Here is a 24,457-nt window from a genome sequence, read left to right as displayed (position 1 = left end):
TTTGGGTGTGCACAACAGCCGCCGGAAAAATCAAGCCAATGTGCGCACATCGGTGAAATGGCCGGCAATGGCGGCAGCAGCAGCCATGGCGGGGCTCACCAAATGGGTGCGCCCGCCGTTGCCCTGGCGGCCTTCGAAATTGCGGTTGGAGGTGGATGCACAGCGCTCTTGCGGCTCGAGGCGGTCGGCATTCATGGCCAAACACATCGAGCAACCCGGCTCGCGCCATTCAAAACCGGCGGCGGTAAACACTTTGTCAAGCCCTTCTTGCTCGGCCTGCTCTTTCACCAAGCCTGAGCCGGGCACCACGAGCACGCGTTTCACATTGGCGGCTTTGCGGCGGCCTTTGGCCACGGCGGCCGCTTCGCGCAAATCTTCGATGCGGCTGTTGGTGCACGAGCCGATAAACACCACGTCTACCGCAATTTCATTTAAAGGCGTGTCGGCTTGCAAGCCCATGTATTCGAGCGCGCGCTCCATGCCGCCGCGCTTGACCGGGTCGGCTTCATGGGCGGGATTGGGCACTTGGCCGTTGATGTTAAGCACCATTTCGGGCGATGTGCCCCAAGTGACTTGCGGCTCGATATCGGCAGCGTTGAATTCAAACACTTTGTCAAACGCAGCACCTTCATCGGAAACCAAGGTGCGCCAATAGGCCACGGCTTGTGCCCAATGTTCGCCTTTGGGCGCAAACGGCTTGCCTTCCACATAATCGATGGTGGTTTGATCCACGGCCACGAGGCCTGAGCGTGCGCCCGCCTCGATGGCCATGTTGCATAAGGTCATGCGCCCTTCCATGCTCAGGCTTTGAATGGCTTCGCCGCCGAATTCGATGGCATAGCCGGTGCCGCCGGCGGTGCCGATTTGGCCGATGATATAAAGCGCCACGTCTTTGGCGGTAACACCGGCTTTCAGACGGCCATTCACTTTAATCAGCATATTTTTGGATTTTTTGGCGGTGATGCATTGGGTGGCCATGGTGTGCTCCACTTCGGAAGTGCCGATACCGTGCGCCAATGCGCCGAATGCGCCGTGGGTGGAGGTGTGGGAGTCGCCGCACACCACCGTCATGCCGGGCAATGTAGCCCCTTGCTCGGGGCCCATCACATGCACAATGCCCTGCCCTTTGTCTTTAAACGGGAAATAGGCCAAAGCACCGAATTCTTTAATGTTGTGGTCGAGGGTGTCGACTTGCAGCTTGGAAATCGGGTCTTTAATACCCTCATCCCAATGGTCGGTGGGGGTGTTGTGGTCGGCGGTGGACACCACGCTGTCGATGCGCCAAAGCGGTCGGCCGGCCAGTTTCAGGCCTTCGAAGGCCTGCGGGCTGGTGACTTCGTGCACCAAATGGCGGTCGATATAAAGCAGCACCGTGCCGTCCTCTTCTTCGCGGACGATATGGCTGCTCCAGAGTTTGTCGTAAAGGGTTTGTGCGTTCATAGTGGGCTGCTTTTTTTATCAGGGTTGGATGGGGAAACAAAGATGCATATTAGACTTTTTGGACTTTGTTGGCAATCTGTTTTACGCTTTAAAATAAACCTCTATTTATTTTAGACAATATGTCTTATTTCAGACGGCCTTTATGATGGATTGCATGCTTTCTATCAAGTGCAGATTGTGCTGAATGCCTGATTTGGTTTAATCTGTGGCTTTGTGCAACTGTCGATTATTTCGCACAACACCAACGGCCGACAAGCCCCATTCAAAAAACAAACCCAATCAGGAGCAAATTAAAGATGAAACAAGTGGTCATCGTGGCGGCCAAGCGCACGCCCATCGGCAGCTTTTTAGGCAGCCTGGCCGGCGTGAGCGCGCCGCAACTGGGCGCAGTGGCCATCAAAGCACTGCTGGCCGAAACCGGCGTAGCACCCGAAGCGGTGGATGAAGTGATAATGGGCAATGTGCTCACCACCGGAGTGGGGCAAAATCCGGCGCGCCAAGCGGCGCTGGCCGCGGGCATTCCGATGGAAAAACCGGCCACCACAGTGAATGTGGTGTGCGGCTCGGGCATGAAGGCATTGCAGATGGCGGCGCAGGCAATTATGTGCGGCGATGCGGAAATCGTGGTGGCCGGCGGTCAGGAATCGATGTCGCAAAGCCCGCATTTCATGCATATGCGCGGCGGCCTGAAAATGGGCGACGGCAAGCTGGTCGACAGCATGGTTTCAGACGGCCTCACCGATGCTTATCATCATTACCACATGGGCATCACCGCCGAAAACATCGTGGAAAAGATCGGCATCAGCCGCGAAGCGCAAGACGCATTGGCGCTTGCTTCGCAGCAAAAAGCGGCCGCCGCGCGCGCCGAGGGGCGGTTTGACGCAGAAATCGCACCCGTGAGCGTGCCGCAGCGCAAGGGCGGGCCTCTGAGCATCACGCAAGATGAATACATCAAAGCCGATGCGAGCGCCGAAGCCTTGGCCAAGCTGCGCCCCGCTTTCAAAACCGACGGCACGGTTACTGCCGGCAATGCTTCCGGCATTAACGATGGCGCAGCGGCATTGCTGCTGATGTCGGCCGAAAAAGCCGCCGAGCTGGGCTTGCCGCCTTTGGCTGCGGTTAGCGGCTACGCTGCCGCCGGCGTGGCACCGGAAATCATGGGGCTGGGGCCGGTTGAAGCGGTGCGCGCGGCTTTGGGCAAAGCCGGCTGGCAATTGGCCGATGTGGATTTAATCGAAGGCAACGAAGCTTTTGCCGCCCAAGCGCTGGGCGTGGCCGAAACACTCAGGTTTGACATGGCAAAAGTGAATGTCAACGGCGGCGCGATTGCATTGGGTCACCCCATCGGCGCATCAGGCTGCCGCATTGTGGTGACATTGCTGCACGAAATGCAGCGGCGCGGCGCCCACAAAGGCTTGGCCACGCTTTGTGTGGGCGGCGGCATGGGGCTGGCATTGGCGCTTGAGCGGGTGTAAAACACAGTTTATTTGACAAGCTCCGGCTGCGTTTTTTTTCAGACGGCCTCCACAAAATATGAGCGCGCTGCATTTGCATCGCGCTTATTTTTATGTGCGGCTGCTTTAACCATAAAACGGCTATCGCCGCAGTTTGCTTGTTGTGAAGATTGATTTATGGCCCGATAAGTCTTAAAAAGAGTTATGATAGGCGCTCACATTAATAAACATCTTTTCAGGCCGTCTGAAACATGATTACGCTGCAACAATTCCAACAACAAGCCGCCGCAGGCTACAACCGCATTCCGCTGGTGCAAGAGCTGCTGGCCGATCTCGACACCCCTTTATCGCTTTATCTTAAGCTGGCCAACCGCCCCTACAGCTATTTGCTCGAATCGGTGGTGGGCGGCGAGCGTTTCGGGCGCTATTCCTTTATCGGCCTGCCCTGCACCACTTATCTGAAATCATCGGGCAAGCAAGTGGAGGTGTATGAAAACGGCAGCATCGTGGAAACCCACCACGGCAACCCATTGCATTTTATCGAGCAATTCCACGCCCGCTTCCACACGCCCGAAATCCCCGGCCTGCCGCGCTTCACCGGCGGCCTGGTGGGCTATTTCGGCTACGAAACCATTTACCATTTCGAGCATTTCGCCCACCGTTTCCAGCAGGCGGCCAAGCCCGACAGCATCGGCACGCCCGATATTCTGCTGATGCTATCGCAAGAATTGGCCGTGGTGGACAATCTGAGCGGCAAAATCTATCTGATTGTGTATGCCGATCCGGCCGCACCCAACAGCTATCAGGCCGCGCGCGAGCGCTTGGAAACCTTGCGTACGCAATTGCGCCAAAATTGCGCCATTCCGCTCTCGCTGGGCAGCCCCGCCACCGAGCCCGAACATGAAACCGGCGAAGCCCTTTATAAAGAATATGTGCGCAAAATCCGCCAATATATTCTCGAGGGCGACTGTATGCAGGTGGTGCCCAGCCAGCGCATGAAGCTGCCTTTTTCCGACAACCCGCTCAGCCTCTACCGCGCCTTGCGCACGCTCAACCCTTCGCCCTATATGTTTTACTACGATTTCGGCGATTTTCATGTGGTGGGCGCATCGCCCGAAATTTTAGTGCGCCGCGAACGTGACAACATCATCGTGCGCCCTATCGCCGGCACCCGCCTACGCGGCCAAACCGCTGACGAAGATTTGGCGCAAGAGCAGGATTTATTGAGCGATGCCAAAGAAATCGCCGAGCATGTGATGCTGATTGATTTGGGCCGCAACGATGTGGGGCGCGTGAGCGAAACCGGCAAGGTTAACGTTACCGAAAAAATGGTGGTCGAACGCTATTCGCATGTGATGCATATTGTGTCCAATGTGGAAGGCCGTCTGAAACCGGGCGTGTCGAATATGGATGTGCTCGCCGCCACCTTCCCCGCCGGCACGCTTTCAGGCGCGCCCAAAGTGCGCGCGCTCGAAATCATCGAAGCGCTCGAGCCGGTGAAACGCTGCATCTACGGCGGCGCGGCCGGCTGCTGGGGCTTCAACAACGATATGGATTTGGCCATCGCCATCCGCACCGCCGTGATTAAAAATCAAACGCTTTATGTGCAAAGCGGCGGCGGCATTGTGGCCGATTCCGATGAAGAAGCCGAATGGCAGGAAACGCAAAACAAAGCCCGTGCCGTGCTGCGCGCCGCGCAAATGGTGCAGGAAGGGCTGGATAAATAAAGTCTATCCAAAATTACGAGGCCGTCTGAATGCTTTCAGACGGCCTTTTTTTATCCCGCCATACCGCTTGCCGTTTTCTGCAAAACCCGCTCTGCAAAAATTGCCGACAATTAATGAAGGAAACGCTTGTTCAAATTTGAATTAAGTGGCATGATTAGCAAAATTTAACTACTTTTAACAAGTTCACAACCCGTAAAACAGCCACGAGCGGCGGGAACACATCAAAAGGAGCAATCTATGAGCAGCAACCACAAAAGCAGCCATGCGCAATGGGGCTCGCGCGTCGGCTTTATTCTGGCCGCCACCGGCTCGGCCGTGGGCTTGGGCAATATCTGGAAATTTCCCTACATGACCGGCCAGAGCGGCGGCTCGGCCTTTGTGCTCACCTATCTTTTATGCATCGCCTTTATCGGCCTGCCGATTTTGGTGGCCGAGTGGCTGATCGGCCGGCGCGGCCAGAAAAACCCGATTCATGCCATGGAAGATGTGGCGCAGCAAAACCGGCGCAGCAAAGCGTGGAAGCTGGTGGGCGTGTCGGGCGTGTTGGGCTCTTTTTTGATTTTATCGTTCTACAGCGTGATTGGCGGCTGGGCGGTGGATTATATTTTCATCACCGCTTCCGGTGCTTTTAACGGCATGGACGGCCAAGCCACAGAAAGCCTGTTTACCGGCTTTTTGGGCAACCCGAGCCAGCTTTTAACCTGGCACAGCATCTTTATGTTGCTCACCGTGGTGATTGTGGCCATGGGCGTGTCCGGCGGCCTCGAGCGCGCATCCAAACTGATGATGCCCGCTTTGGCGCTTGTGCTGCTGGTGTTGGTGGCTTATGGTGCTTTTTTCACCAATTCATTCGGTGCGGCTGCGGCTTATCTTTTCTCCCCCAATTGGAGCGCCATCAACGGCACCGTGATTTTGGCCGCCCTCGGCCACGCCTTTTTCACACTCTCGCTGGGCATGGGCATTATGATGGCTTACGGCTCTTATTTGGGCCAAGAAGTCAACCTGATTAAAACCGCGCGCACCGTGGTGATTCTCGACACCGTAATCGCCCTTTTTGCCGGCCTCGCCATTTTCCCGCTGGTGTTTGCCCATCATCTCGAACCTTCATCCGGCCCCGGCCTGATTTTCATCACCCTGCCGATTGCCTTCGGCAACATGACCGGCGGCACTTTGCTGGGCGTGCTTTTCTTCATCTTGCTCACCTTTGCCGCGCTCACCTCTTCCATTTCGCTGTTGGAGCCGACTGTAGAGCTTTTGGAAGAAAAAACCCCGCTGAGCCGCAAAGCCGCCACCGCCGTGGCCGGCGGCGCCATTTGGCTGCTGGGCATCGCCTGCCTGCTCTCGTTTAACAGCTGGAGCGACGTGATGATTTTCGGCAACAATATTTTCGACGCGCTCGACAAGCTCACCAGCAAGCTGATGCTGCCGCTCACCGGTTTGGCCACCATCATCTTCGCCGGCTGGTTTATGAATCAGGAAAGCATCCGCCAAGAGCTGGGCTTGAGCGGCGCCGCCTACACCGTTTGGAAAATCGTCAGCCGCTTTATCGCCCCCATCGGCGTGATTATCGTGTTTGTCGCCAGCCTGTTGGGTTGAGTGTTATCGGATTGTTTGTAAAATATAAAGGCCGTCTGAAAAAGCTTTCAGACGGCCTTTTGTTGCAATTGCAACGTTCAATACACATCCATTTATGGTGCAGGCAATTGATACAAATATTCCCCTTTAATTTTTAAGCACTTAAAGCTTTCATTTTTAAATTCTTTAGTATATCGTGGTAATTTAATATTATTCGGGCAGAAAATTTTGGTCTCACCCAAATTCCACATCATATAGCCATACAGTGCATTATTATACTCACCCCATTTTTTGATTGCGTCTTCACAAATTTTTCTCTAATTCTCACTTTCCATCTTGCAAATAGGGTAAAACCTTTCACGCAATTGCAGTAAATATTTTTTGCTGTCTACATTTTTCCCATCTTGCTGTTCCGGCAAAACAGTCCAATCAATAAACCGCTTATCAAGCAAATACAGACGGGCTTGAGAATGACTTTCTATATATCCTAGTTTATGCAATAAATTCAGATCAACTTTTGATCCCGGCATCGTCATCATTGTGAATCCTAATATGCCCACAAAAAATATCGGAAAGCCCCAAATAATTCTAGGGTTTTCGCCTACTTCCCCTACGCCTACCAATGCAAAAGATGGAAAAATATTAACTATATAAATTACGACTAATGTTACCCAAAACCAAATAGGGGAATCAAACCATGAACTAAACCGTATGATAGAGAACCATAGTAAGGTTGAACTAAACAAAAGCAATCGCCCATAGTTGACAGTAAATTTTAAAAATTCAAAAAATGAGAATCTAATTTTATTTTTATTAAACTTGATAATAAAACTATAAAAAATCATAGAAATAGTGATAAAACCAATTAAATATACAATAATAATCAAATATACACTAAACGGAATTGAATCGTTTTTCCATGTACTGATATCGAATTGATTTACAATAAAAATTTGAGTACTTAATAAAGCTATTAAGCCTAATATGCATAACAAATGGCCTTCCCAACTATCTTTTCTGATTTTATTCACCGAACTGGCAAAGTCATAAGGGGCATAAAATGGTATTCCAAAAATAAATATCAATAAAATCAGCAAGATGAATAAAATAGAAACTAGTGATGACGGGCTAGACATCACCTGCGCAAACAAACTCACGCTATCTATTGCATACAAATAGCTATAAACAATAATGGCACCAATCACAAAAGCCGCCAATGATGCCAACGGCAAAATTTTCGGCAACCGCTCAAGCCAAACCCAACCATCCTTGACCTTTGCCGCACGCTCCTCTTTTTTCGCAAATTCTGCCAGCCGCGGCTCCATTTCTTGCCATAGCTGGTTTTTCACATCATTTTTAATTTTTTCTTCAAATCTGATCAGATTTTGAATATCGTTTTCCGATTTTCTCCGCTTATTCCACCACATCGCTGGCTCCTCTTTATCTTACATTCCTATCTCAAATATTCACCAGCCGCGCCAGCTGCGGCCAATAAAACAAACAGGCAATGGCACACACGGCCAACACAATGCCGGCGGCGTTGATGGTGCTGATTTTTTCTTTAAACGCCAGCGCGCCCACCAGCGTGCCCAACACAATCACGCCGATGTTCATGCCGGCAAACACCAGCGTGGGGTTGCTGCTATAAGCTTGATGCGCGCGGATGTAAAACAAAATATTGGCAAAATTCAGGCTGCCGAGCGTCAGGCCGCCGATGATGCCGGCGGCGTTCCATTTGCTGCCTTTGTAAAACAAATAGCCAAACATCAGCAGCGCGGCAAGGCAGAAAGCCACCAGCAGATTGCCGGAAAAAGCCGTGCCGGCGGCGGCTACTTGCTTGAACAAAATATCGATCACGCCATAGCCTGCCCACACGCCTAAAAGCAGCGCGGCATTGCCGGCAAAGCCGCCCGATTTCTTGCCGCCCTCGCCTTTCCACAGCAGGCAAAACAGCGCGCAAAAAGCCAACGCAATGCCGATTAAGCGCCCTTGCGTGAGCTTTTCGCCGAAAATGGCAAAAGAAGCGGCAATCGGCAGAAAAAGCGACAGCCGCTGCGCCGCATCGGATTTCACAATGCCCGCCCGCTCCACGGCGCGCCCCATCACCACAAACACCGCCGGCAGCAACACCCCAAGCGCGGCAAACAGCCACCAAGTGGGCAGATAGCTTTTCCAAGCGGCTAAATCGGGGCGCAAAAAATACACGCACAAAGCAATGGCCATCAGATAATTGACGGCCACCGCCTGCTCGATGTCGATTTTTTTGCTGCGGGCGATTTTCAACAACACCGACACCGCCACGCTGCATAAAATGCTGATTATCAAATAAATCATATTAAGCAATCATATCAAACACATTCTTTCAGACGGCCTGACAAAAAAGATATTAGGGTCTGAAACCTCAAACAGGCGCTTAAAACCAGCCCTCGGCCGACACCGGCTTGCGCTCGTAAAGCTTAATAAAGCCGGCCACCACGCGGTAAACAAACCACACGCTCACCACAATCAGAATCAGCCCGCCCACCGCCAGCGCCAGCGTAAGCCCACCGATAAAAAAGCCGATCAGGCTCACCCAAAAGGTTTTAATCAAATACTGCATATGGTTGTAAAACACCGTGCCCTGCATCTCGCCGCGCTTCACATAAGCCATAATCACGCCCACCAGCAAGGTGATGCCGACCACCAGCGAAGCGGCGTAAAGGCCGTAAACAATCATGCTGTAGGTGCGCAGATTGTCGGGCGCGGGGGCGTTGTGTTGGATGATGTCGTTGCTCATTTGCTGCTCCTTTTCCGTGTTTGATAATTAATGATCCGTGGCCACATTCACGCTCACCGGATTGAGGCTTTTGAGCGCTGCGGGTGCGAGCGCCACCAAAAAGCCGCGTTTGCCGCCGTTGATATAAATGGTGTCCAAATCCCAAATGCTTTGCTCCACATACACCGGCAGTGCAGTTTTGGTGCCGAAGGGGCTGGTGCCGCCCACCAAAAAGCCGGTCCATTTATTGGCCTGCTTCGGATCGGCCGGCTCGATGTGTTTCATGCCCAGCGTTCGGGCTAAATTGCGGGTGGAAATCTGCTTATCGCCGTGCATCAGCACAATCAGCCCTTGGCGCGCTTCGTTTTGCAGCACAATGGTTTTAATCACTTCATGCTCGCCCACGCCCAAGCTGGCAGCAGAATGCGCCGTGCCGCCGTGCTCGACATAAGGATAAAGCCGCGGCGTGTAATCGATTTTGTGCGCACGCAAAAAGCGGATGGCGGCGGTGATAGGATAATCGGGTTTGCTCATATCGGATTGGTATTTAAAAAGGCCGTCTGAAGCCGGTTGAAATAAAGTTGCCGCCAAAGCCCCGTGCGGCTTTGTGGCGATTTCGCGATATGTTACCATAAGCGCCCGCCCAAACATGATTCAGGAGCAAACATGAGCATTCAATATCACGGCCAAAACGCGCGCCTCTCCGAAGCCGTTACCGCCAACGGCCTGGTGTTTCTGGCCGGCATGGTGCCGGAAAACACCGATGCCGACGCCACCGCCCAAACCCGCGATGTGTTGGCACAAATCGATTATTGGCTGGCCCAATGCGGCTCAAGCAAACAACACATTCTCGAAGCCACCATCTACCTGCCCGATCTGGCCGATTACGATGCCATGAATATCGCTTGGGACGAATGGGTAGCGCCCGGCCACGCGCCCGCCCGCGCCTGCGTGGAAGCGCGCTTGGCCAAACCCGAATGGAAAGTGGAAATCAAGCTCTCGGCCGTGCAGATTCAAAAATAAAAGCTTCATCCGCAGGCCGTCTGAACCCTCTTTGTGTTTTCAGACGGCCTTTTGCCGATTTTCACGCGCACACAAGCGCCTACACAACCATTTATACGATAAGATACAGCCACACAATAACAACGCCGCTGCTCACACCCGCTTATGTTCGACAACTGGAAACACAAACTGCCCACCCGCGAAAAAATTTTCGCCTCACGCTGGTTCAAACCTTTCGCCCATTTGTTTGATAAGCCCGAATATTGGGCCTTCAAGCGCGACAAAGTGGCACTTTCCGTGGCCATCGGCCTTTTTTGCGGCATGCTGCCCGCGCCAACGCAATTTTTCTCCGCGCTGATGATGGCTTATCTTCTGCGCACACAATTGCCCATTGCCCTTTTCAGCACGCTCTACACCAACCCGCTCACACTGATTCCGCTTTATGTAGCCGCCTACAAGCTCGGCAGTCGCCTGCTCTACGGCACCGCCGCTCAGGCCGAATTGGTGATGCCCGCGCTGGGCGAGCCCGGCTTTTGGGCCGATGCCGGCCGCTGGACGCTCCAATTCGGCCAGCCGCTGGACGCTCCAATTCGGCCAGCCGCTGGCCTTCGGCATACTCATCATGGGCACTACCTTTGCCCTCGCCGGCTATGCGCTGGTGCAAATCATCTGGCGCTGGCGCATCAACCGCAAGCAAGCCCGGCGCAAACGCCGGCAGCGCCGAAAAGAAAGCCGCAACGTTTAACACCCAGATGCAGACAAAATGCAAACAAGCCCCATCTTCGCGCCATGCCGCCGCTGCGGTATAATGCGCAAATCCATAAGGTTTGTGCACACTTCATCCGCGAATAAGATTTAGAGCCGACATGGCCGCCAAATGAATGCTGAACAAGCGCTTAAAAAGGCCGTCTGAACATATTCAGACGGCCTGCTGATTGATTTCCTTACCGATTCTTACTATTGGGCAAATATGACCGAGCAAAATCCCTCTTCTGAAAACAGCGCTGCCGAAACCCACCCGCGCAGCATCCGCAGCTTTGTTTTGCGCCAAGGCCACATGACCGCCGCGCAGCAGCGCGCCATCGACACTTTGTGGCCGGATTTCGGCGTGGATTACCAAGCCGCGCCACTCGATTTAAACGCATGCTTCGGCCGCGACAGCGATAAAGTGCTCGAAATCGGCTTCGGCATGGGCGTGGCCACGGTGGAAATCGCCAAGCGCCTGCCCCAAAAAGATTTCCTCGCCATCGACGTGCACGGCCCGGGCGTGGGCAACCTGCTCAAGCTGATGGAAGAAGAAAATGTAAACAACATCCGCGTGATGCGCCACGATGCGGTGGAAGTGGTGGAAAACATGCTCGCCGATGGCAGCCTCGGCGGTATCCACATTTTCTTTCCCGACCCTTGGCACAAAAAACGCCACAACAAACGCCGCCTCGTGCAAGCGCCTTTTATCGCCAAGCTTTTGCCCAAATTAAAAACCGGCGGCTATATCCACTTAGCCACCGATTGGGAAGAATACGCCGTGCAGATGCTTGACGTGTTGCGCGGCTTTGAGCAGCTACAAAACACCGCCGCTGATTACGCGCCCACACCGGCCTACCGCCCCGAAACCAAATTCGAAGCGCGCGGCAAGCGGCTGGGGCACGGCGTGTGGGATGTGGTGTTTGTGAAAAAATAATGCCGCCACAAGCGCAAAGGCCGTCTGATACCCATTCAAAAAAATAATATACAAACAGGCAGCCTGTAGGTCGGATTCTCGAATCCGACACTTGTTCGCAGAACAAGACACGCACATCGCTTTGGCCGATGGCCAAACGTCTGATTCGAGAATCCGACCTACGCGGATGATGCTGCCGAACTGCTTTTGTTTTGTAAGGTTATTTTTTCGAATGGGTATCAGACGGCCTTATCAAATCAGAAGCCACACCCAATAAAAACCCGTGCCTTCAGGCACGGGTTTTTATCAGCTTATGATGATTACATACGCTCAATCATGGCTTTGCCGAATTCCGAGCAGGAAACCTCGTTGGCATCGTCCATCAAGCGGGCGAAATCGTAAGTAACCTGTTTGTCGCCAATGGCTTTTTCCATCGATGAAATCACCAAATCGGCCGCTTCTTTCCAGCCCAGATGGCGCAACATCATTTCGGCAGACAAAATCAGCGAGCCGGGGTTTACTTTGTCTTGACCGGCGTATTTCGGCGCAGTGCCGTGCGTGGCTTCAAACACAGCGTAATTGTCGGAAATATTCGCACCCGGCGCAATGCCGATGCCGCCCACTTGCGCGGCCAGCGCATCGGAAATGTAGTCGCCGTTGAGGTTCAGCGTGGCGATTACGTCATATTCGGCCGGACGCAACACGATTTGCTGCAAGAAAGCATCGGCAATCGCATCTTTCACGATGATGTCTTTGCCGGTTTTCGGGTTTTTAAACTTGCACCACGGGCCGCCATCGAGCAATTCGGCGCCGAATTCTTTTTGCGCCAGCTCATAGCCCCAATCGCGGAAACCGCCCTCGGTAAACTTCATGATGTTGCCCTTGTGCACCAAGGTCACGCTGCTGCGGTCGTTGTCGATTGCATATTGGATGGCCGCGCGCACCAAGCGCTGAGTGCCCTCTTTAGACACGGGCTTGATGCCGATGCCTGAAGTTTCGGGGAAGCGGATTTTATTCACGCCCATTTCGTTTTGCAGAAAAGCAATGATTTTCTTGGCAGCATCGCTTTCAGCTTCCCACTCAATGCCGGCATAAATGTCTTCGGTGTTTTCACGGAAAATCACCATATTGGTTTTGCTCGGGTCTTTCAAGGGCGAGGGCACACCGTTGAAATAACGCACCGGGCGCACGCATTGGTATAAATCGAGCTCTTGGCGCAAGGCCACGTTGAGCGAGCGGATGCCGCCGCCCACGGGCGTGGTCATCGGGCCTTTGATAGACACCACATAGTCTTTCAGTGCCGCCAAAGTTTCTTCCGGCAGCCAAACATTGTCGCCATACACACGGGTGGCTTTTTCACCGGCAAACACTTCCATCCAGTGGATTTTCTTCTCGCCACCATAAGCCTTGGCCACCGCTGCATCGATTACGTCTTTCATCACCGGCGTGATGTCCACGCCGATGCCGTCGCCTTCGATAAACGGAATAATCGGGTTGTTCGGCACGGCTTTGCCGGCTACAATTTTTTGGCCCTCTGCGGGCGCTTGAATGTGACTCATGGTGTCTCCTGTTTTCGGGTCTGTTTTTCTTTGGCGGCAGGCCGCCGCGTAACCTTGGTGATTATGCTTGATTTTGAGTGTTTGCGCTAGGGTCTGTTCACATTTCATCCGTGCGTAAGATTTTGAGCGCAAAAGCGCGCTTGCAAGGCGAAAAGCGCAGCAAGGTTGGACACCTTGCGAGCATTTTCAACGCAGCAGGCGCGTTTTTGAGCCAAAAGATTGCCACGAGATGAATTGTGAACAGACCCTAGGGCGTCCTGACAATTACTTGTCATAAAAATAATCAGATAAAAGAAAGGCAGATAAGTTAAAATTTTTGTCGCCAAACAAAACATACTTATCTGCCATGCCTCGAACACTACTCAAAGATGAATACTGGTCAAAGCTGTTAAACATTCTGCTCGATTTAGGCGTTTACCACAAGAAAAATCTGCGCCTCAAAATAGAAGGCATACTTTACCGCATCAGAACCGGCATACCGTGGGAAGACATCCCGCCGTTTTTCGGTAAAGGCAATTCCCTGTTGCGCCTCTTCCATAGATGGTCGGAGAAAGGGATTTTTCAAAGCATACTCAATGCCTTGACCGAATTCCCCGATATGGAATGGGTATTTATTGACGGCAGCTATGTCAAAGTCCACCAACATGCAGCGGCAACTGTTGGAGAGGCAGCCGCTGTCGGCCACAGCCGTGGTGGCAATAGCACTAAAATTCATTTGGCTGTCGATGCCTGTGGAAACCCTGTAGGTTTCAAGGTCACATCGGGAACGGTTAATGACATTACTGCGGCACCGGAATTGCTGGATAGCGTAGATTTATCCTCAACCGAAGTGCTGACTGCCGACAAAGGTTATGACTCTGACGCTTTCAGGCAGTTGCTTGCCGATATGGGCATCAGGCCGAATATTCCTTATAAAAAAGACAGGGAGCGTCTGAATGTGTGTATGGATTGGTATTTGTATAAAGCGAGGCATTTGGTAGAGAATGCCTTTGAAAAATTGAAACATTTTCGTGCGGTTGCCACCCGTTACGATCGTTTGAAAAGGCATTATGAAAGCGTAGTTGCTTTAGCTTGTATTATGCTATGGCTGCCTTTATGACAAGTAATTGTCAGGACGCCCTAGGGTCTGTTCACAATTACTTGTCATAAAGGTAGCCACATCACAATGCATCCCAATAAAACCGTGCTGTGGAAGTTGCGCTTTAGCTTATCGTAGCGGCTGGCAATCGCTCGGAAATGTTTCAGACGACAAAAAGTATTCTCCACCAAGTGCCTGATTTTATAAAGATACCAGTCCATGTCTTTATTTTTCTCTTCCCTGTCTTTTCTATAGGGAATATTGGCTTTCGCGCCACTTTCCTCTATCTGTTCCCTGAGTCGGTCTGAATCATAGCCCTTATCCGCATTCACAAGCTCAGTTCCGGCAAGATCGATGTTATCAAGCAATTCCGGCGCAACGCTGATATCGTTGATATTGCCCGCAGTAATGATAATCTCAACCGGATTGCCTGAGACGTCTACCGCCAGATGAATCTTGCTGGTCATCCCGCCCCGGCTCATACCGATTGCGTGTTCCTCTTCTTCGCTGAGCCATGAGGCGCCGGCTGAATGTTGATGCGCCCGAACATAGCTGCCATCTATGGCTACCCATTCCAAATCACAGTCTTGGCTGAGCTTTTTTAAGGCTTCGGCAAAAATACCTTTTGCCGACCAACGGTTATAAGCCGTGTAAACGGTATGGTGTTTGCCGAAATACTCGGGCAGATCGCGCCAAGGGATGCCGGTTCTGACTCTGTATAGGATGCCTTCGAAAATCAGGCGTAGATTGGGTTTGCAATAAACACCCAAATCACGCAGAATGGGCAACAGCTTCGTCCAGTATTCATCTTTGAGTAGTGTGCGGGGCATGGCAGGTGTATTAGGGTTGTGTGAGAGCTCCCTTTTTACACCTGCTTTCCTTTTTATTCAATGTTATGACAAGTAATTGTGAACAGACCCTAGGGTTTGTTCGCAAATCATCCGCGCGTAAGCTTTTGAGGGCAAAAGCGTGCCTACAAGGCGAAAAGCGCAGCAAGCTTGGCCACCTTGCGCGCATTTTTAACACAGCAGGCGCATTTTTGAGCCAAAAGATTGCCGCATGTAAAGGTAGAATTGAAGGTAGAATAAGCCGCCATGCCATTGAGTGAAATAATAAATGAATGATTTAATTGTTTTTAACAAACCCTACGGTGTGATTTGCCAATTTTCGGCGCATGAAAAGCATGCGAGCCTGAAAGACTATATCGATGCACCCGGCTTTTATCCCGCCGGCCGGCTCGACACCGACAGCGAAGGCCTGCTGCTGCTCACCAACAACGGCCGCTTGCAGGCGCAGATTGCCGAGCCTAAATTCGGCAAGGAAAAAACCTATTGGGCGCAGCTCGAAGGCAGCCCCGACGAAGCCAAGCTAAACCTGCTGCGCCAAAAAATGGATTTGGGCGACTTTATCGCCCGCCCTGCCCGCGTGCGCGTGCTCGATGCTGCCGAAACCGCTGCCTTATGGCCGCGCCAACCACCCATACGCGTGCGCAAAAGCGTGCCCGATTTCTGGCTTGAAATCACACTTGGCGAGGGCAAAAACCGCCAAGTGCGCCGCATGACGGCCAAAGCAGGTTATCCCTGCCTGCGCTTGGTGCGCGTGGCCATCGGCCGTCTGAATTTATTTGAGCAACAGCTGGCTTTGGGGCAATGGCAATACAGCAACGAGAAGCCTTAAAACTTTTTTATTAATTGCGTCCAGCCAAACAAAAAGGCCGTCTGAAAGATTCAGACGGCCTATGCTCATATCTTGATTAAAAACTATTTGCCTTCTGCTTCTGCTTTTTGCAGAATTTCATACAAGCGGTCTTTCAATTGCAGCTTTTCTTTTTTCAGCTCTTCGATTTCATCCAAACCGCTGGTTACCGGGTTATTTACCAAGCCGGTGATTTTGTCGTCCAACGCGTTGTGCTCGTCAAACAAACGGGCAAAGTGTGCATCTTGTTGTTTTAATTTTGAAATCAATTCACGGTATTCCGGAAACATAGCTCTTCCTCTTTTTTACATAATGCAGATTGAAAACCAAGCATTTTATGCTCTCTCTTAACTTCGGTTTCATTATAACAAAATCAGCCTTTTTAGCCAGCTTTTCCAAGCATTTTCACCTAATTTCTTAACAATTCTTGACGCAAAGCAAAGCCACGGCCAAGCTTGCCCTGCGAAAGGCGAGCGCTTACAATCTAAGCCTTCTTTTCACCGGAAACCGCCATGCAAAACGCCATCGAAACCATACGCCAGCACCGCACCTACCGCCATTTCAAAGCCGGCCTCAGCCTGCCCGAATCAGATGTGCAAACCATTATCGATTGCGCCCGCCAAGCTCCCTCGTGGATGAACGGCCAACACTACAGCATCATCAACATCACCGACCCCGCTTTGCGCGCCCAAATCGTGGCGCTGCAACCGGGCAACCCGCAAATCGGCACCTGCAGCACTTATCTGCTCTTCATTGCCGATCTGCACCGCGCCGGCCTCGCCAGTCAAGCCTTTCAGGGCAGCTTTAACGCCGCCGGCGAGCCCGACAGCCTGATCACCGCCGTAACCGACACTTCATTGGCGGCGCAAAATGCCTTGGTGGCCGCCGAAAGCCTTGGCTATGCCACCTGCTTCACCGGCGGCATCCGCCTGATTGCGCCGCAATTAATCGAGCTGCTCGGCCTGCCGGCCAACACCTTCCCGATTTTCGGCCTCTGCATCGGCACACCCGACATTGAAATGGCGCTCAAGCCGCGCCTGCCCGAAAGCAGCGTGTATGCCGAAAACCATTATCCGGCAGAGCAAACCCTTATCGAAGATTTGGCGCAATACGAGCAAACCATGAGCGCATTCGGCGAGGCGCGCGAAAAGCTGCCCTATCGCGAAAAATTCGCCCGCTACTACAGCAACACCTACGCCCCGAAAAACATCCCCTTGCTGCAACAGCAAGGCTGGTTGATTAAATTTGAATAAGTTTCACCTATCAGGCCGTCTGAAATGAAGCGCACTTATCGGCATTTATTCGGCATTGGCGCTCGCTTTGTGCAGCTTGAAGGACGCGAACCGTGGTGGCCGCTCAACGATGCCCAATGGCAGGCCGATCCGGCCGAGAGCCTCGCTTTTTATTTGTACAGCGAGCAGCTTTACCTGCTTGCCGCCGATGAAATCGCGCCCGAAGCCGCCGATAAAGTGCTGGTGTTTACCGAAGCGGCGCGCGCCATTGCCCGCCAGAAGCTCGATGCCGTTGCCATCAGCGAAATCGCCCGCGATTTGCGCGCTGCACAAGCCGAATATGATTTGGAAAAGCTTATCGAGTCTATCGACCGCTATCTGAAGCAAGACGAATGGTTTCCTTGAAAATCCATTGCAAGCGGCCTGTATGAATCAAATTTTGTTGACAATATCACCGTTTTCATAAGCCTCGCAGATGAAATTCGGTTACAATAGCGCCCAGCCGCTTTACCCCGCTTTCAGACGGCCTGATGCTTCTTTCAAGGCCGTCTGAAAGCAAACCCTACCCCACCCTGCTTAAAGGATACGAGCATGTTTTCAAAAAGCGTTACCATCGAAAAATACGACCCCGAGCTGGCCGCAGCCATGGCCGCCGAAGTTGAGCGCCAGCAAGACCACGTTGAGCTGATTGCCTCTGAAAACTACGTCAGCTGCGCCGTGATGGAAGCCCAGGGCAGCCAGCTCACCAACAAATATGCCGAAGGCTATCCGAGCAAACGCTATTACGGCGGCTGCGAGCATGTCGATGTGGCCGAGCAGCTGGCCATCGACCGCGTGAAAAAACTTTTCGGCGCCGAATATGCCAATGTGCAGCCGCATTCCGGCTCGCAAGCCAACCAGGCCGTGTATGCCAGCGTGTTGAAGCCGGGCGACACCATTTTGGGCATGAGTCTCGCCCACGGCGGCCACCTCACCCACGGCGCTTCTGTGAATATTTCCGGCAAGCTCTACAACGCCGTTACCTACGGCCTGGATGAAAACGAAGTGCTCGATTATGCCGAAGTGGAGCGTTTGGCGCAGGAGCACAAACCCAAAATGATCGTGGCCGGCGCATCGGCTTATGCGCTGGAAATCGACTGGGCGAAATTCCGCGAAATCGCCGACAAAGTAGGCGCGTATCTTTTTGTAGACATGGCGCACTATGCCGGTCTGATTGCCGGCGGTGAATACCCCAACCCCGTGCCTTTTGCCGATTTCGTGACCACTACCACCCACAAAACCCTGCGCGGCCCGCGCGGCGGCGTGATTTTGTGCCGCGACAACACCCACGAAAAAGCGCTCAATTCCGCCATTTTCCCCAGCCTGCAAGGCGGCCCCTTGATGCATGTGATTGCCGCCAAAGCCGTGTCGTTTAAAGAAGCGCTGGAGCCGGCTTTCAAAGATTACGCCAAGCAGGTGAAAATCAATGCCGCGGCCATGGCCGAAGAGCTGGTTAAGCGCGGCCTGCGCATCATTTCCGGCCGCACCGAGAGCCATGTGTTCCTCGTGGATCTGCGCAGCAAAAACATCACCGGCAAAGCCGCCGAAGAAGCCTTGGGCAAAGCGCACATCACCGTGAATAAAAACGCTATCCCGAACGACCCGGAAAAACCGTTTGTCACCTCAGGCATCCGCATCGGCACCGCCGCTATGACCACCCGCGGCTTTGATGAAGCCGATGCCCGCGCGCTGGCCAACCTCGTGGCCGACGTGCTGGAAAACCCGGCAGACGAAGCCACGCTGGCGCGCACGGCCGAAGCCGCTACTGCGTTGTGCACGAAAAACCCGGTTTACGGCGCATAAAGTTTATCAAGCTGCAAATTGCCAAGGCCGTCTGAAAGATTTTCAGACGGCCTTTTTTAAGCTTATCCTCAAAACAAGCACAAACACCGCGCGTATTTCTTCGAAGCTGCCCCAAATAGCAGATACGCACGCTGCCCAAAGGCGGCGCAATCGTACGCATGAAACCCTGCCCCCAACTACAGGGCAAAGCAGTAAACTTTTTTAGGATGGATATCACCGCAACACAGCAAAATGCGTCCATGCAAAAAGCAGGCCTTTCGGCCTGCTTTTTTATCCAACTGAATCACCTGACGGTGCAAGGTTTACAGCGCGTCTTTCAGCGCTTTACCGGCGCGGAATTTCGGTGTTTTAGCAGCAGCAATGGTCAGCGGCGCACCGGTTTGCGGATTGCGGCCTTGACGCTCTGCACGCTCACCAACGTAGAAAGTGCCGAAACCGACCAGCGTTACGGTGTCGCCTTCTTTCAAAGCTTTGGTCACAGCATTCATCAAGCCGTCCAAAGCTTTGGTAGCGGCAGCTTTAGAGATGTCGGCTTCTTGGGCAATGGCTTCAATCAATTCAGACTTGTTCACAATAAGTCCCTTTCTATCGTTCGGAAAAATAATGAAAGCCCCGTGGATACGGGCGTGTGGATACAAATTTGATACATCTGCGCCTTTATAGCAAGTCTAAAATCGCCGTGTCAAGCAAAAAGGTGCACAATCTTGAGCTGCTCTGGGGTTTGCGCCCATTCTTCTGCACCTTTTACAACACATTACAATGCTTTTAATGTTTGGTTGCTTTTACACTTGACTTATGGCCTGAAGCTGCCAATGCCACATCGCTGCTACCTGAATCCACTTCTTTCCAAGGCTCAGGCTCGCGCTCCAAACCGAAAGCGAGCACTTCGTCTATCCATTTTACGGCATGGATTTCCAAACCTTCTTTAACGTTTTGCGGAATTTCTTCCAAATCTTTAACGTTGTCTTTCGGAATCAGCACATGTTTAATGCCGCCGCGCAGCGCCGCCAGCAGCTTCTCTTTCAGGCCGCCGATAGGCAGCACTTCGCCGCGCAGGGTGATTTCGCCGGTCATCGCCACATCGGCGCGCACGGGTATGTGCGTTAAGGCCGACACCATCGCCAGCGTCATCGCAATGCCGGCGCTGGGACCGTCTTTCGGCGTGGCACCTTCGGGCACATGCACGTGGATGTCGTTTTTCTCGTAAAAATCAGGCGCAATGCCCAGCGCTTCGGCACGCGAGCGCACCACACTCCAAGCGGCTGAAATCGACTCCTGCATCACATCGCCCAATTTGCCGGTGCGCACGATATTGCCTTTGCCTTTGAGCGCCACCGCTTCGATGGTGAGCAATTCGCCGCCCACTTCCGTCCACGCCAGCCCGGTTACTTGGCCGATGCGGTTTTCTTCTTCGGCCACGCCGTAGTCGAAGCGGCGCACGCCCAGATAGTCGTGCAGATTGGCGGCATTCACCACCACAGGTTCTCGTTTCAGACGGCCTTTGTCTTCATGGGCACGTTTGTCTTCAGCCAAGGCAATCTGCATCACCACTTTGCGGTAGATTTTGGCGATTTCGCGGTCGAGCGAGCGCACACCGGCTTCGCGGGTGTAGTAGCGGATAATGTCGCGCACCGCGCTCTCTTCAATCTCCACTTCGCCGCCTTTCACACCGTTGCGTTTGATTTGCTTGGGCAGCAGATATTGCATGGCGATGTTGATTTTTTCGTCTTCCGTGTAGCCGGCCAGGCGGATGATTTCCATGCGGTCGAGCAAGGCGGGCGGAATATTGAGGCTGTTGGATGTGGCGATAAACATCACATCGCTCAAGTCGTAATCCACCTCGGCATAATGATCGACGAATTTGCTGTTTTGCTCGGGGTCGAGCACTTCCAGCAGCGCGCTGGCGGGGTCGCCGCGGAAATCGTTGCCGAGTTTGTCGATTTCATCGAGCAAAAACAAGGGGTTTTTCACGCCGGCCTTGGCCATGTTTTGCAGGATTTTGCCGGGCATCGAGCCGATATAGGTGCGGCGGTGGCCGCGGATTTCGCTCTCGTCGCGCACGCCGCCCAAAGCCATGCGCACATATTGGCGGCCGGTGGCTTTAGCGATGGATTCGCCCAGCGAGGTTTTACCCACGCCCGGCGGCCCCACTAGGCACAAAATCGGGCCTTTGAGCTTATCCACCCGTTTTTGCACGGCTAAGTATTCGAGAATGCGCTCTTTCACTTTTTCCAAGCCGTAATGATCGGCATCCAGCACCAAATCGGCTTTGGCAATATCTTTGCTCACGCGTGATTTTTTCTTCCACGGCAATTCCAGCAAGGTGTCGATATAGTTGCGCACCACGGTGGATTCGGCCGACATCGGCGGCATCATTTTGAGCTTTTTCAATTCGGCCAGGCTTTTTTCTTCGGCTTCTTTGCTCATGCCGGCTTCTTTAATCTGCTTTTCCAGCGCATCCAATTCGCCGCGCTCGTCTTCTTCGCCCAGCTCTTTTTGAATCGCTTTCACCTGCTCGTTGAGATAATACTCACGCTGCGATTTTTCCATTTGGCGCTTCACGCGGCCGCGGATACGCTTTTCCACCTGCATGATGTCGAGCTCGGCTTCAAGCTGACCAAGCAGATATTCCATGCGCGCGGCAATGCTCACGGTGTCGAGAATTTCTTGTCGCTGATCCAGCTTTAATTGCAAATGTGCGGCAATGGTGTCTACCAGGCGGCCGTTGTTGTCGATGCCGTGAATGGTGTTGAGCACTTCGCCCGGAATTTTCTTGTTGAGCTTGGCAAACTGATCGAATTGCGACAGCAGCGTGCGGCGCAAAGCTTCGATGTCGGCGCTGTCGCCATCGGTATCGTTGATGGCTTCGACATGCGCCAAAAATAATTCGCCGGTGTCTTCCACCGTGAGCGCGCGGGCACGGCGCACACCTTCCACCAGCACTTTTACCGTGCCGTCGGGCAGCTTCAACACCTGCAACACATGGGCAACCGTGCCCATTTCGTGCAAATCTTTTGCATTGGGCTCTTCATCATTGGGATTGCGCTGCGCCAGCAAAAACACCGGCTCATCGTTATCCATGGCCAAATCAAGCGCGGCAATCGATTTGGGCCGCCCCACAAACAAGGGCAGCACCATGTGCGGATACACCACCACATCGCGCAGCGGCAAAGTGGCCAGTGCGCTATATTCCTCAAAATGCTTATCTGTTTTCATTTTCAATCCCTGTTTTCCAGTATTCAATCGGGTTATGCGCAAAGTTGTGCCGGAATATGTTTTTTCAAGGCTTGCCCCGCATTCGTCGGCAGAATCGATACACAGCGCTTCTTCAGCCAAGCTGCAGCTGCATTTTGCCGCCGTGCCCACAGCCGTTTTTTGGCACCGCCGGCTTGAAAAAACACAGCGCGGCGGCATTTATGGATTCAGCCAACGGATTGCGCTAAAATGAGCGCCATCCGCTATCTATTTAAAAGCAGGCCGTCTGAAACGGTTTCAGACGGCCTCTATCGCGAAATAAAGATTTAAAGTGATGCAAAACTTTTTTATTTATTCCGCTCTATTCTTCCACGCCAAGGAGCCGCCATGTCAGAAGAAAAAACCACGCTCATCGAGTTTCCCTGCACCTTTCCGGTGAAAATTATGGGTGCGCACCATCCCGAATTTGAAAACACGATTTTAGATGTGATCCGCGAGCACGCGCCCGACACCGAGCCGCACCAAATCAGCACCCGCCCCAGCAGCAAAGGCAATTATTTGGGCGCCACCGCTCAGGTAAATGTGGAGAGCCAAGAGCAGCTCGACAAGATTTACCACGCGCTCACGGCGCACCCCATGGTTAAAATGGTGCTCTAAACATGAAAACCGTGCAACTGGGCTTGGCCGATTACGCGCCCGTGTTTGAAGCCATGAAAGCATTTAACGACACGCGCAACGAAGCCACCGAAGATGAATTGTGGGTGGTGGAGCATCCACCCGTGTTCACCCAAGGCCTCGCCGGCAAACCCGAGCACCTGCTCATACGCGATGATATTCCCGTGGTGCAGATCGACCGCGGCGGCCAAATCACCTATCACGGCCCCGGCCAGCTCGTGGTGTATACCCTAATCGATTTCAAGCGCCGCCAAACCAGCGTGCGCCACATTGTGAGCGCGCTTGAAAACAGCATTATCGCCACCCTGGCCGAATACGGCATTGCCGCCGCCGCCGATCCTGAGCGCCCGGGCGTGTATGTGGGCGCTAAAAAAATCGCCTCGCTGGGGCTGCGCATCAAAAACGGCGCGGTATATCACGGCCTTGCGCTCAATATCGATATGGATTTAAGCCCGTTCACCCATATCAACCCCTGTGGCTATGCCGGCATGGAAATGACCCAAATGGCCGATTTGCTGAGCCCCTGCCCCGGCTTGGCAGAAGTGGCCGCCAAACTCACAGGCCATCTGAACACACAACTCGCATTGAAAGACTCTCTATCATGAGCGAAATCAAAATCGACCCCAAGCAAGGCATCAAACTCAAAGGTGCCGACAAAACCGCGCGCATCCCCATCAAAGTGGTGCCGCTCGACGAAAAAATCAAAAAGCCCGAATGGATACGCGCCAAGCTGCCCACAGGCAAGAAATTTTTTGAAATCAAAAATATTCTGCGCGACCAAAAAATGCACACCGTGTGCGAAGAAGCCAGCTGCCCCAATATCGGCGAATGCTTCAGCAAAGGCACCGCCACCTTTATGATTATGGGCGACATCTGCACCCGCCGCTGCCCCTTTTGCGACGTCGGCCACGGCCGCCCCAACCCGCTTGACGCCGACGAGCCGAAAAACCTCGCCGAATCCGTGGCCGCCATGAAGCTGCGCTATGTGGTGATCACCTCGGTGGACCGCGACGACTTGCGCGACGGCGGCGCCCAGCACTTTGCCGACTGCATCCGCGCCATTCGCGAAAAAAGCCCGCAAACCAAAATCGAAATTCTCGTGCCCGATTTTCGCGGCCGCCTCGATATCGCGCTGGAAATCCTCGCCCAAACCCCGCCCGACGTGATGAACCACAACCTCGAAACCCATCCGCGCCTGTATAAAAAAGCCCGCCCCGGCTCCGATTACCAGCACTCGCTCGAGCTTTTGCGCCGCTATAAAGCCATGATGCCCCACATTCCCACCAAATCCGGCATTATGGTCGGCTTGGGCGAAACCGATGACGAAGTGCGCGAAATCATGCACGACATGCGCGCGCACAACATCGAAATGATCACCGTCGGCCAATATTTGCAACCTTCAGACGACCATCTGCCGGTGCTGCGCTACGTTACCCCCGATCAATTCAAAATCTTCGAAACAGAAGCCTACCAAATGGGCTTTACCAACGCCGCCATCGGCGCGATGGTGCGCTCCAGCTACCACGCCGACGAGCAGGCCACGCAGGCGCTGGGAGAATTGTAAACAG

Annotated in this window: 24 protein-coding genes; 14 read left to right on the top strand and 10 right to left on the bottom strand. The window is 53.1% G+C overall.

Going from position 1 to position 24,457, the window contains the following annotated elements; genetic code table 11:
• Positions 1–30: 30 nt before the first annotated feature.
• Entirely contained in the window at positions 31–1,440 is a 1,410-nt protein-coding gene (leuC, locus tag LVJ78_RS06525; RefSeq protein ID WP_132952211.1) for a 3-isopropylmalate dehydratase large subunit, read from the bottom strand.
• A gap of 296 nt (positions 1,441–1,736) precedes the next feature.
• Between leuC and LVJ78_RS06520 the strand changes: the two genes are divergently transcribed.
• The 3 genes from LVJ78_RS06520 to LVJ78_RS06510 all read left to right on the top strand — a co-directional run bounded on the left by LVJ78_RS06520 (position 1,737) and on the right by LVJ78_RS06510 (position 6,217).
• Positions 1,737–2,915, top strand: coding sequence for an acetyl-CoA C-acetyltransferase (locus LVJ78_RS06520; RefSeq protein ID WP_132952213.1), 1,179 nt, complete (start codon positions 1,737–1,739; stop codon positions 2,913–2,915).
• A gap of 230 nt (positions 2,916–3,145) precedes the next feature.
• Positions 3,146–4,621 (top strand): anthranilate synthase component I, encoded by a 1,476-nt coding sequence (trpE, locus tag LVJ78_RS06515; RefSeq protein ID WP_132952215.1) that lies wholly within the window; start codon positions 3,146–3,148, stop codon positions 4,619–4,621.
• A gap of 237 nt (positions 4,622–4,858) precedes the next feature.
• A complete protein-coding gene (locus LVJ78_RS06510) occupies positions 4,859–6,217 on the top strand; it encodes a sodium-dependent transporter (protein WP_132952217.1) in 1,359 nt (452 codons plus the stop codon).
• A 296-nt stretch (positions 6,218–6,513) separates the two neighbouring features.
• On the opposite strand, the gene LVJ78_RS06505 is transcribed toward LVJ78_RS06510, so the two are convergent.
• The 4 genes from LVJ78_RS06505 to ybaK all read right to left on the bottom strand — a co-directional run bounded on the left by LVJ78_RS06505 (position 6,514) and on the right by ybaK (position 9,485).
• Positions 6,514–7,623 (bottom strand): hypothetical protein, encoded by a 1,110-nt coding sequence (locus LVJ78_RS06505; RefSeq protein ID WP_132952219.1) that lies wholly within the window; start codon positions 7,621–7,623, stop codon positions 6,514–6,516.
• Between the two features lie 31 nt (positions 7,624–7,654).
• Entirely contained in the window at positions 7,655–8,530 is an 876-nt protein-coding gene (locus LVJ78_RS06500) for a DMT family transporter (RefSeq protein ID WP_132952221.1), read from the bottom strand.
• A 79-nt stretch (positions 8,531–8,609) separates the two neighbouring features.
• Positions 8,610–8,972 carry a DUF4870 family protein gene (locus LVJ78_RS06495; RefSeq protein WP_132952223.1) on the bottom strand — a complete coding sequence of 121 codons (363 nt, stop codon included), beginning with the start codon at positions 8,970–8,972 and terminating at the stop codon, positions 8,610–8,612.
• Between the two features lie 27 nt (positions 8,973–8,999).
• Entirely contained in the window at positions 9,000–9,485 is a 486-nt protein-coding gene (gene ybaK, locus LVJ78_RS06490; RefSeq protein WP_132952267.1) for a Cys-tRNA(Pro) deacylase, read from the bottom strand.
• Between the two features lie 132 nt (positions 9,486–9,617).
• Between ybaK and LVJ78_RS06485 the strand changes: the two genes are divergently transcribed.
• The 3 genes from LVJ78_RS06485 (at position 9,618) to trmB (ending at position 11,634) form a co-directional block, all read left to right on the top strand.
• Positions 9,618–9,974, top strand: coding sequence for a RidA family protein (locus LVJ78_RS06485; RefSeq protein WP_132952225.1), 357 nt, complete (start codon positions 9,618–9,620; stop codon positions 9,972–9,974).
• 222 nt (positions 9,975–10,196) lie between these two features.
• On the top strand, positions 10,197–10,805 hold the full coding sequence (locus LVJ78_RS12520) for a DUF2062 domain-containing protein (RefSeq protein WP_425316039.1): 609 nt from the start codon (positions 10,197–10,199) through the stop codon (positions 10,803–10,805).
• Between the two features lie 118 nt (positions 10,806–10,923).
• Positions 10,924–11,634, top strand: coding sequence for a tRNA (guanosine(46)-N7)-methyltransferase TrmB (gene trmB, locus LVJ78_RS06470; protein ID WP_132952227.1), 711 nt, complete (start codon positions 10,924–10,926; stop codon positions 11,632–11,634).
• A gap of 299 nt (positions 11,635–11,933) precedes the next feature.
• Here trmB and icd read toward each other — a convergent pair whose 3' ends face one another.
• Positions 11,934–13,172 (bottom strand): NADP-dependent isocitrate dehydrogenase, encoded by a 1,239-nt coding sequence (icd, locus tag LVJ78_RS06465; protein ID WP_132952229.1) that lies wholly within the window; start codon positions 13,170–13,172, stop codon positions 11,934–11,936.
• Positions 13,173–13,518: 346 nt separating this feature from the next.
• On the opposite strand from icd, the gene LVJ78_RS06460 reads away from it, so the two are divergent.
• A complete protein-coding gene (locus tag LVJ78_RS06460) occupies positions 13,519–14,271 on the top strand; it encodes an IS5 family transposase (RefSeq protein ID WP_244802559.1) in 753 nt (250 codons plus the stop codon).
• A gap of 44 nt (positions 14,272–14,315) precedes the next feature.
• Here LVJ78_RS06460 and LVJ78_RS06455 read toward each other — a convergent pair whose 3' ends face one another.
• Positions 14,316–15,080: an IS5 family transposase gene (locus tag LVJ78_RS06455; RefSeq protein ID WP_244802560.1), complete on the bottom strand. Its 765-nt coding sequence runs from the start codon at positions 15,078–15,080 to the stop codon at positions 14,316–14,318.
• Positions 15,081–15,366: 286 nt separating this feature from the next.
• Between LVJ78_RS06455 and LVJ78_RS06450 the strand changes: the two genes are divergently transcribed.
• Entirely contained in the window at positions 15,367–15,927 is a 561-nt protein-coding gene (locus tag LVJ78_RS06450; RefSeq protein WP_132954845.1) for a pseudouridine synthase, read from the top strand.
• Positions 15,928–16,010: 83 nt separating this feature from the next.
• Here the strand turns inward: LVJ78_RS06450 and LVJ78_RS06445 are convergent, their stop codons facing one another.
• Entirely contained in the window at positions 16,011–16,235 is a 225-nt protein-coding gene (locus LVJ78_RS06445) for an HP1242/YdcH family protein (RefSeq protein WP_132954844.1), read from the bottom strand.
• Between the two features lie 222 nt (positions 16,236–16,457).
• On the opposite strand from LVJ78_RS06445, the gene LVJ78_RS06440 reads away from it, so the two are divergent.
• From LVJ78_RS06440 to glyA, 3 genes are all read left to right on the top strand, one after another.
• Positions 16,458–17,198: a nitroreductase family protein gene (locus LVJ78_RS06440; protein WP_132954843.1), complete on the top strand. Its 741-nt coding sequence runs from the start codon at positions 16,458–16,460 to the stop codon at positions 17,196–17,198.
• 24 nt (positions 17,199–17,222) lie between these two features.
• Entirely contained in the window at positions 17,223–17,582 is a 360-nt protein-coding gene (locus LVJ78_RS06435) for a hypothetical protein (RefSeq protein WP_132954842.1), read from the top strand.
• Between the two features lie 186 nt (positions 17,583–17,768).
• Positions 17,769–19,019 (top strand): serine hydroxymethyltransferase, encoded by a 1,251-nt coding sequence (glyA, locus tag LVJ78_RS06430; RefSeq protein WP_132954841.1) that lies wholly within the window; start codon positions 17,769–17,771, stop codon positions 19,017–19,019.
• Between the two features lie 302 nt (positions 19,020–19,321).
• Here the strand turns inward: glyA and LVJ78_RS06425 are convergent, their stop codons facing one another.
• Both LVJ78_RS06425 and lon read right to left on the bottom strand, forming a co-directional pair.
• A complete protein-coding gene (locus LVJ78_RS06425) occupies positions 19,322–19,591 on the bottom strand; it encodes an HU family DNA-binding protein (RefSeq protein WP_132954840.1) in 270 nt (89 codons plus the stop codon).
• A gap of 193 nt (positions 19,592–19,784) precedes the next feature.
• Complete coding sequence (gene lon / locus LVJ78_RS06420; RefSeq protein ID WP_132954839.1) at positions 19,785–22,235, bottom strand: endopeptidase La; 2,451 nt, start codon at positions 22,233–22,235, stop codon at positions 19,785–19,787.
• 366 nt (positions 22,236–22,601) lie between these two features.
• Between lon and LVJ78_RS06415 the strand changes: the two genes are divergently transcribed.
• Genes LVJ78_RS06415 through lipA form a run of 3 tightly spaced genes read left to right on the top strand, consistent with a single transcriptional unit; the run spans position 22,602 to position 24,453 of the window.
• A complete protein-coding gene (locus LVJ78_RS06415; RefSeq protein ID WP_132954838.1) occupies positions 22,602–22,871 on the top strand; it encodes an HP0495 family protein in 270 nt (89 codons plus the stop codon).
• Between the two features lie 2 nt (positions 22,872–22,873).
• A complete protein-coding gene (lipB, locus tag LVJ78_RS06410; protein ID WP_132954837.1) occupies positions 22,874–23,494 on the top strand; it encodes a lipoyl(octanoyl) transferase LipB in 621 nt (206 codons plus the stop codon).
• On the top strand, positions 23,491–24,453 hold the full coding sequence (gene lipA, locus LVJ78_RS06405; RefSeq protein ID WP_132954836.1) for a lipoyl synthase: 963 nt from the start codon (positions 23,491–23,493) through the stop codon (positions 24,451–24,453). Before lipB ends, lipA begins: the two co-directional genes overlap by 4 nt.
• Positions 24,454–24,457: the final 4 nt, after the last annotated feature.

Origin of the sequence: Uruburuella suis (assembly GCF_022870845.1) — a bacterium.
GTDB lineage: Bacteria > Pseudomonadota > Gammaproteobacteria > Burkholderiales > Neisseriaceae > Neisseria > Neisseria suis.
Note: the sequence above shows the minus strand (reverse complement) of the source record. Positions and strands in the feature narration are given on the sequence as shown.

Bases quoted from the DNA above. Each gene is read 5' to 3' on its own strand.
- lipA (WP_132954836.1), top strand. From the start codon at position 23,491: ATGAGCGAAATCAAAATCGACCCCAAGCAAGGCATCAAACTCAAAGGT.
- ybaK (WP_132952267.1), bottom strand. From the start codon at position 9,485: ATGAGCAAACCCGATTATCCTATCACCGCCGCCATCCGCTTTTTGCGT.
- leuC (WP_132952211.1), bottom strand. From the start codon at position 1,440: ATGAACGCACAAACCCTTTACGACAAACTCTGGAGCAGCCATATCGTC.
- LVJ78_RS06505 (WP_132952219.1), bottom strand. From the start codon at position 7,623: ATGTGGTGGAATAAGCGGAGAAAATCGGAAAACGATATTCAAAATCTG.
- LVJ78_RS06485 (WP_132952225.1), top strand. From the start codon at position 9,618: ATGAGCATTCAATATCACGGCCAAAACGCGCGCCTCTCCGAAGCCGTT.
- trpE (WP_132952215.1), top strand. From the start codon at position 3,146: ATGATTACGCTGCAACAATTCCAACAACAAGCCGCCGCAGGCTACAAC.
- LVJ78_RS06435 (WP_132954842.1), top strand. From the start codon at position 17,223: ATGAAGCGCACTTATCGGCATTTATTCGGCATTGGCGCTCGCTTTGTG.
- LVJ78_RS06445 (WP_132954844.1), bottom strand. From the start codon at position 16,235: ATGTTTCCGGAATACCGTGAATTGATTTCAAAATTAAAACAACAAGAT.
- LVJ78_RS06460 (WP_244802559.1), top strand. From the start codon at position 13,519: ATGCCTCGAACACTACTCAAAGATGAATACTGGTCAAAGCTGTTAAAC.
- LVJ78_RS06440 (WP_132954843.1), top strand. From the start codon at position 16,458: ATGCAAAACGCCATCGAAACCATACGCCAGCACCGCACCTACCGCCAT.
- glyA (WP_132954841.1), top strand. From the start codon at position 17,769: ATGTTTTCAAAAAGCGTTACCATCGAAAAATACGACCCCGAGCTGGCC.
- lipB (WP_132954837.1), top strand. From the start codon at position 22,874: ATGAAAACCGTGCAACTGGGCTTGGCCGATTACGCGCCCGTGTTTGAA.
- LVJ78_RS06455 (WP_244802560.1), bottom strand. From the start codon at position 15,080: ATGCCCCGCACACTACTCAAAGATGAATACTGGACGAAGCTGTTGCCC.
- LVJ78_RS06510 (WP_132952217.1), top strand. From the start codon at position 4,859: ATGAGCAGCAACCACAAAAGCAGCCATGCGCAATGGGGCTCGCGCGTC.
- LVJ78_RS06520 (WP_132952213.1), top strand. From the start codon at position 1,737: ATGAAACAAGTGGTCATCGTGGCGGCCAAGCGCACGCCCATCGGCAGC.
- lon (WP_132954839.1), bottom strand. From the start codon at position 22,235: ATGAAAACAGATAAGCATTTTGAGGAATATAGCGCACTGGCCACTTTG.
- LVJ78_RS06495 (WP_132952223.1), bottom strand. From the start codon at position 8,972: ATGAGCAACGACATCATCCAACACAACGCCCCCGCGCCCGACAATCTG.
- LVJ78_RS06500 (WP_132952221.1), bottom strand. From the start codon at position 8,530: ATGATTTATTTGATAATCAGCATTTTATGCAGCGTGGCGGTGTCGGTG.
- LVJ78_RS06415 (WP_132954838.1), top strand. From the start codon at position 22,602: ATGTCAGAAGAAAAAACCACGCTCATCGAGTTTCCCTGCACCTTTCCG.
- trmB (WP_132952227.1), top strand. From the start codon at position 10,924: ATGACCGAGCAAAATCCCTCTTCTGAAAACAGCGCTGCCGAAACCCAC.
- LVJ78_RS06450 (WP_132954845.1), top strand. From the start codon at position 15,367: ATGAATGATTTAATTGTTTTTAACAAACCCTACGGTGTGATTTGCCAA.
- icd (WP_132952229.1), bottom strand. From the start codon at position 13,172: ATGAGTCACATTCAAGCGCCCGCAGAGGGCCAAAAAATTGTAGCCGGC.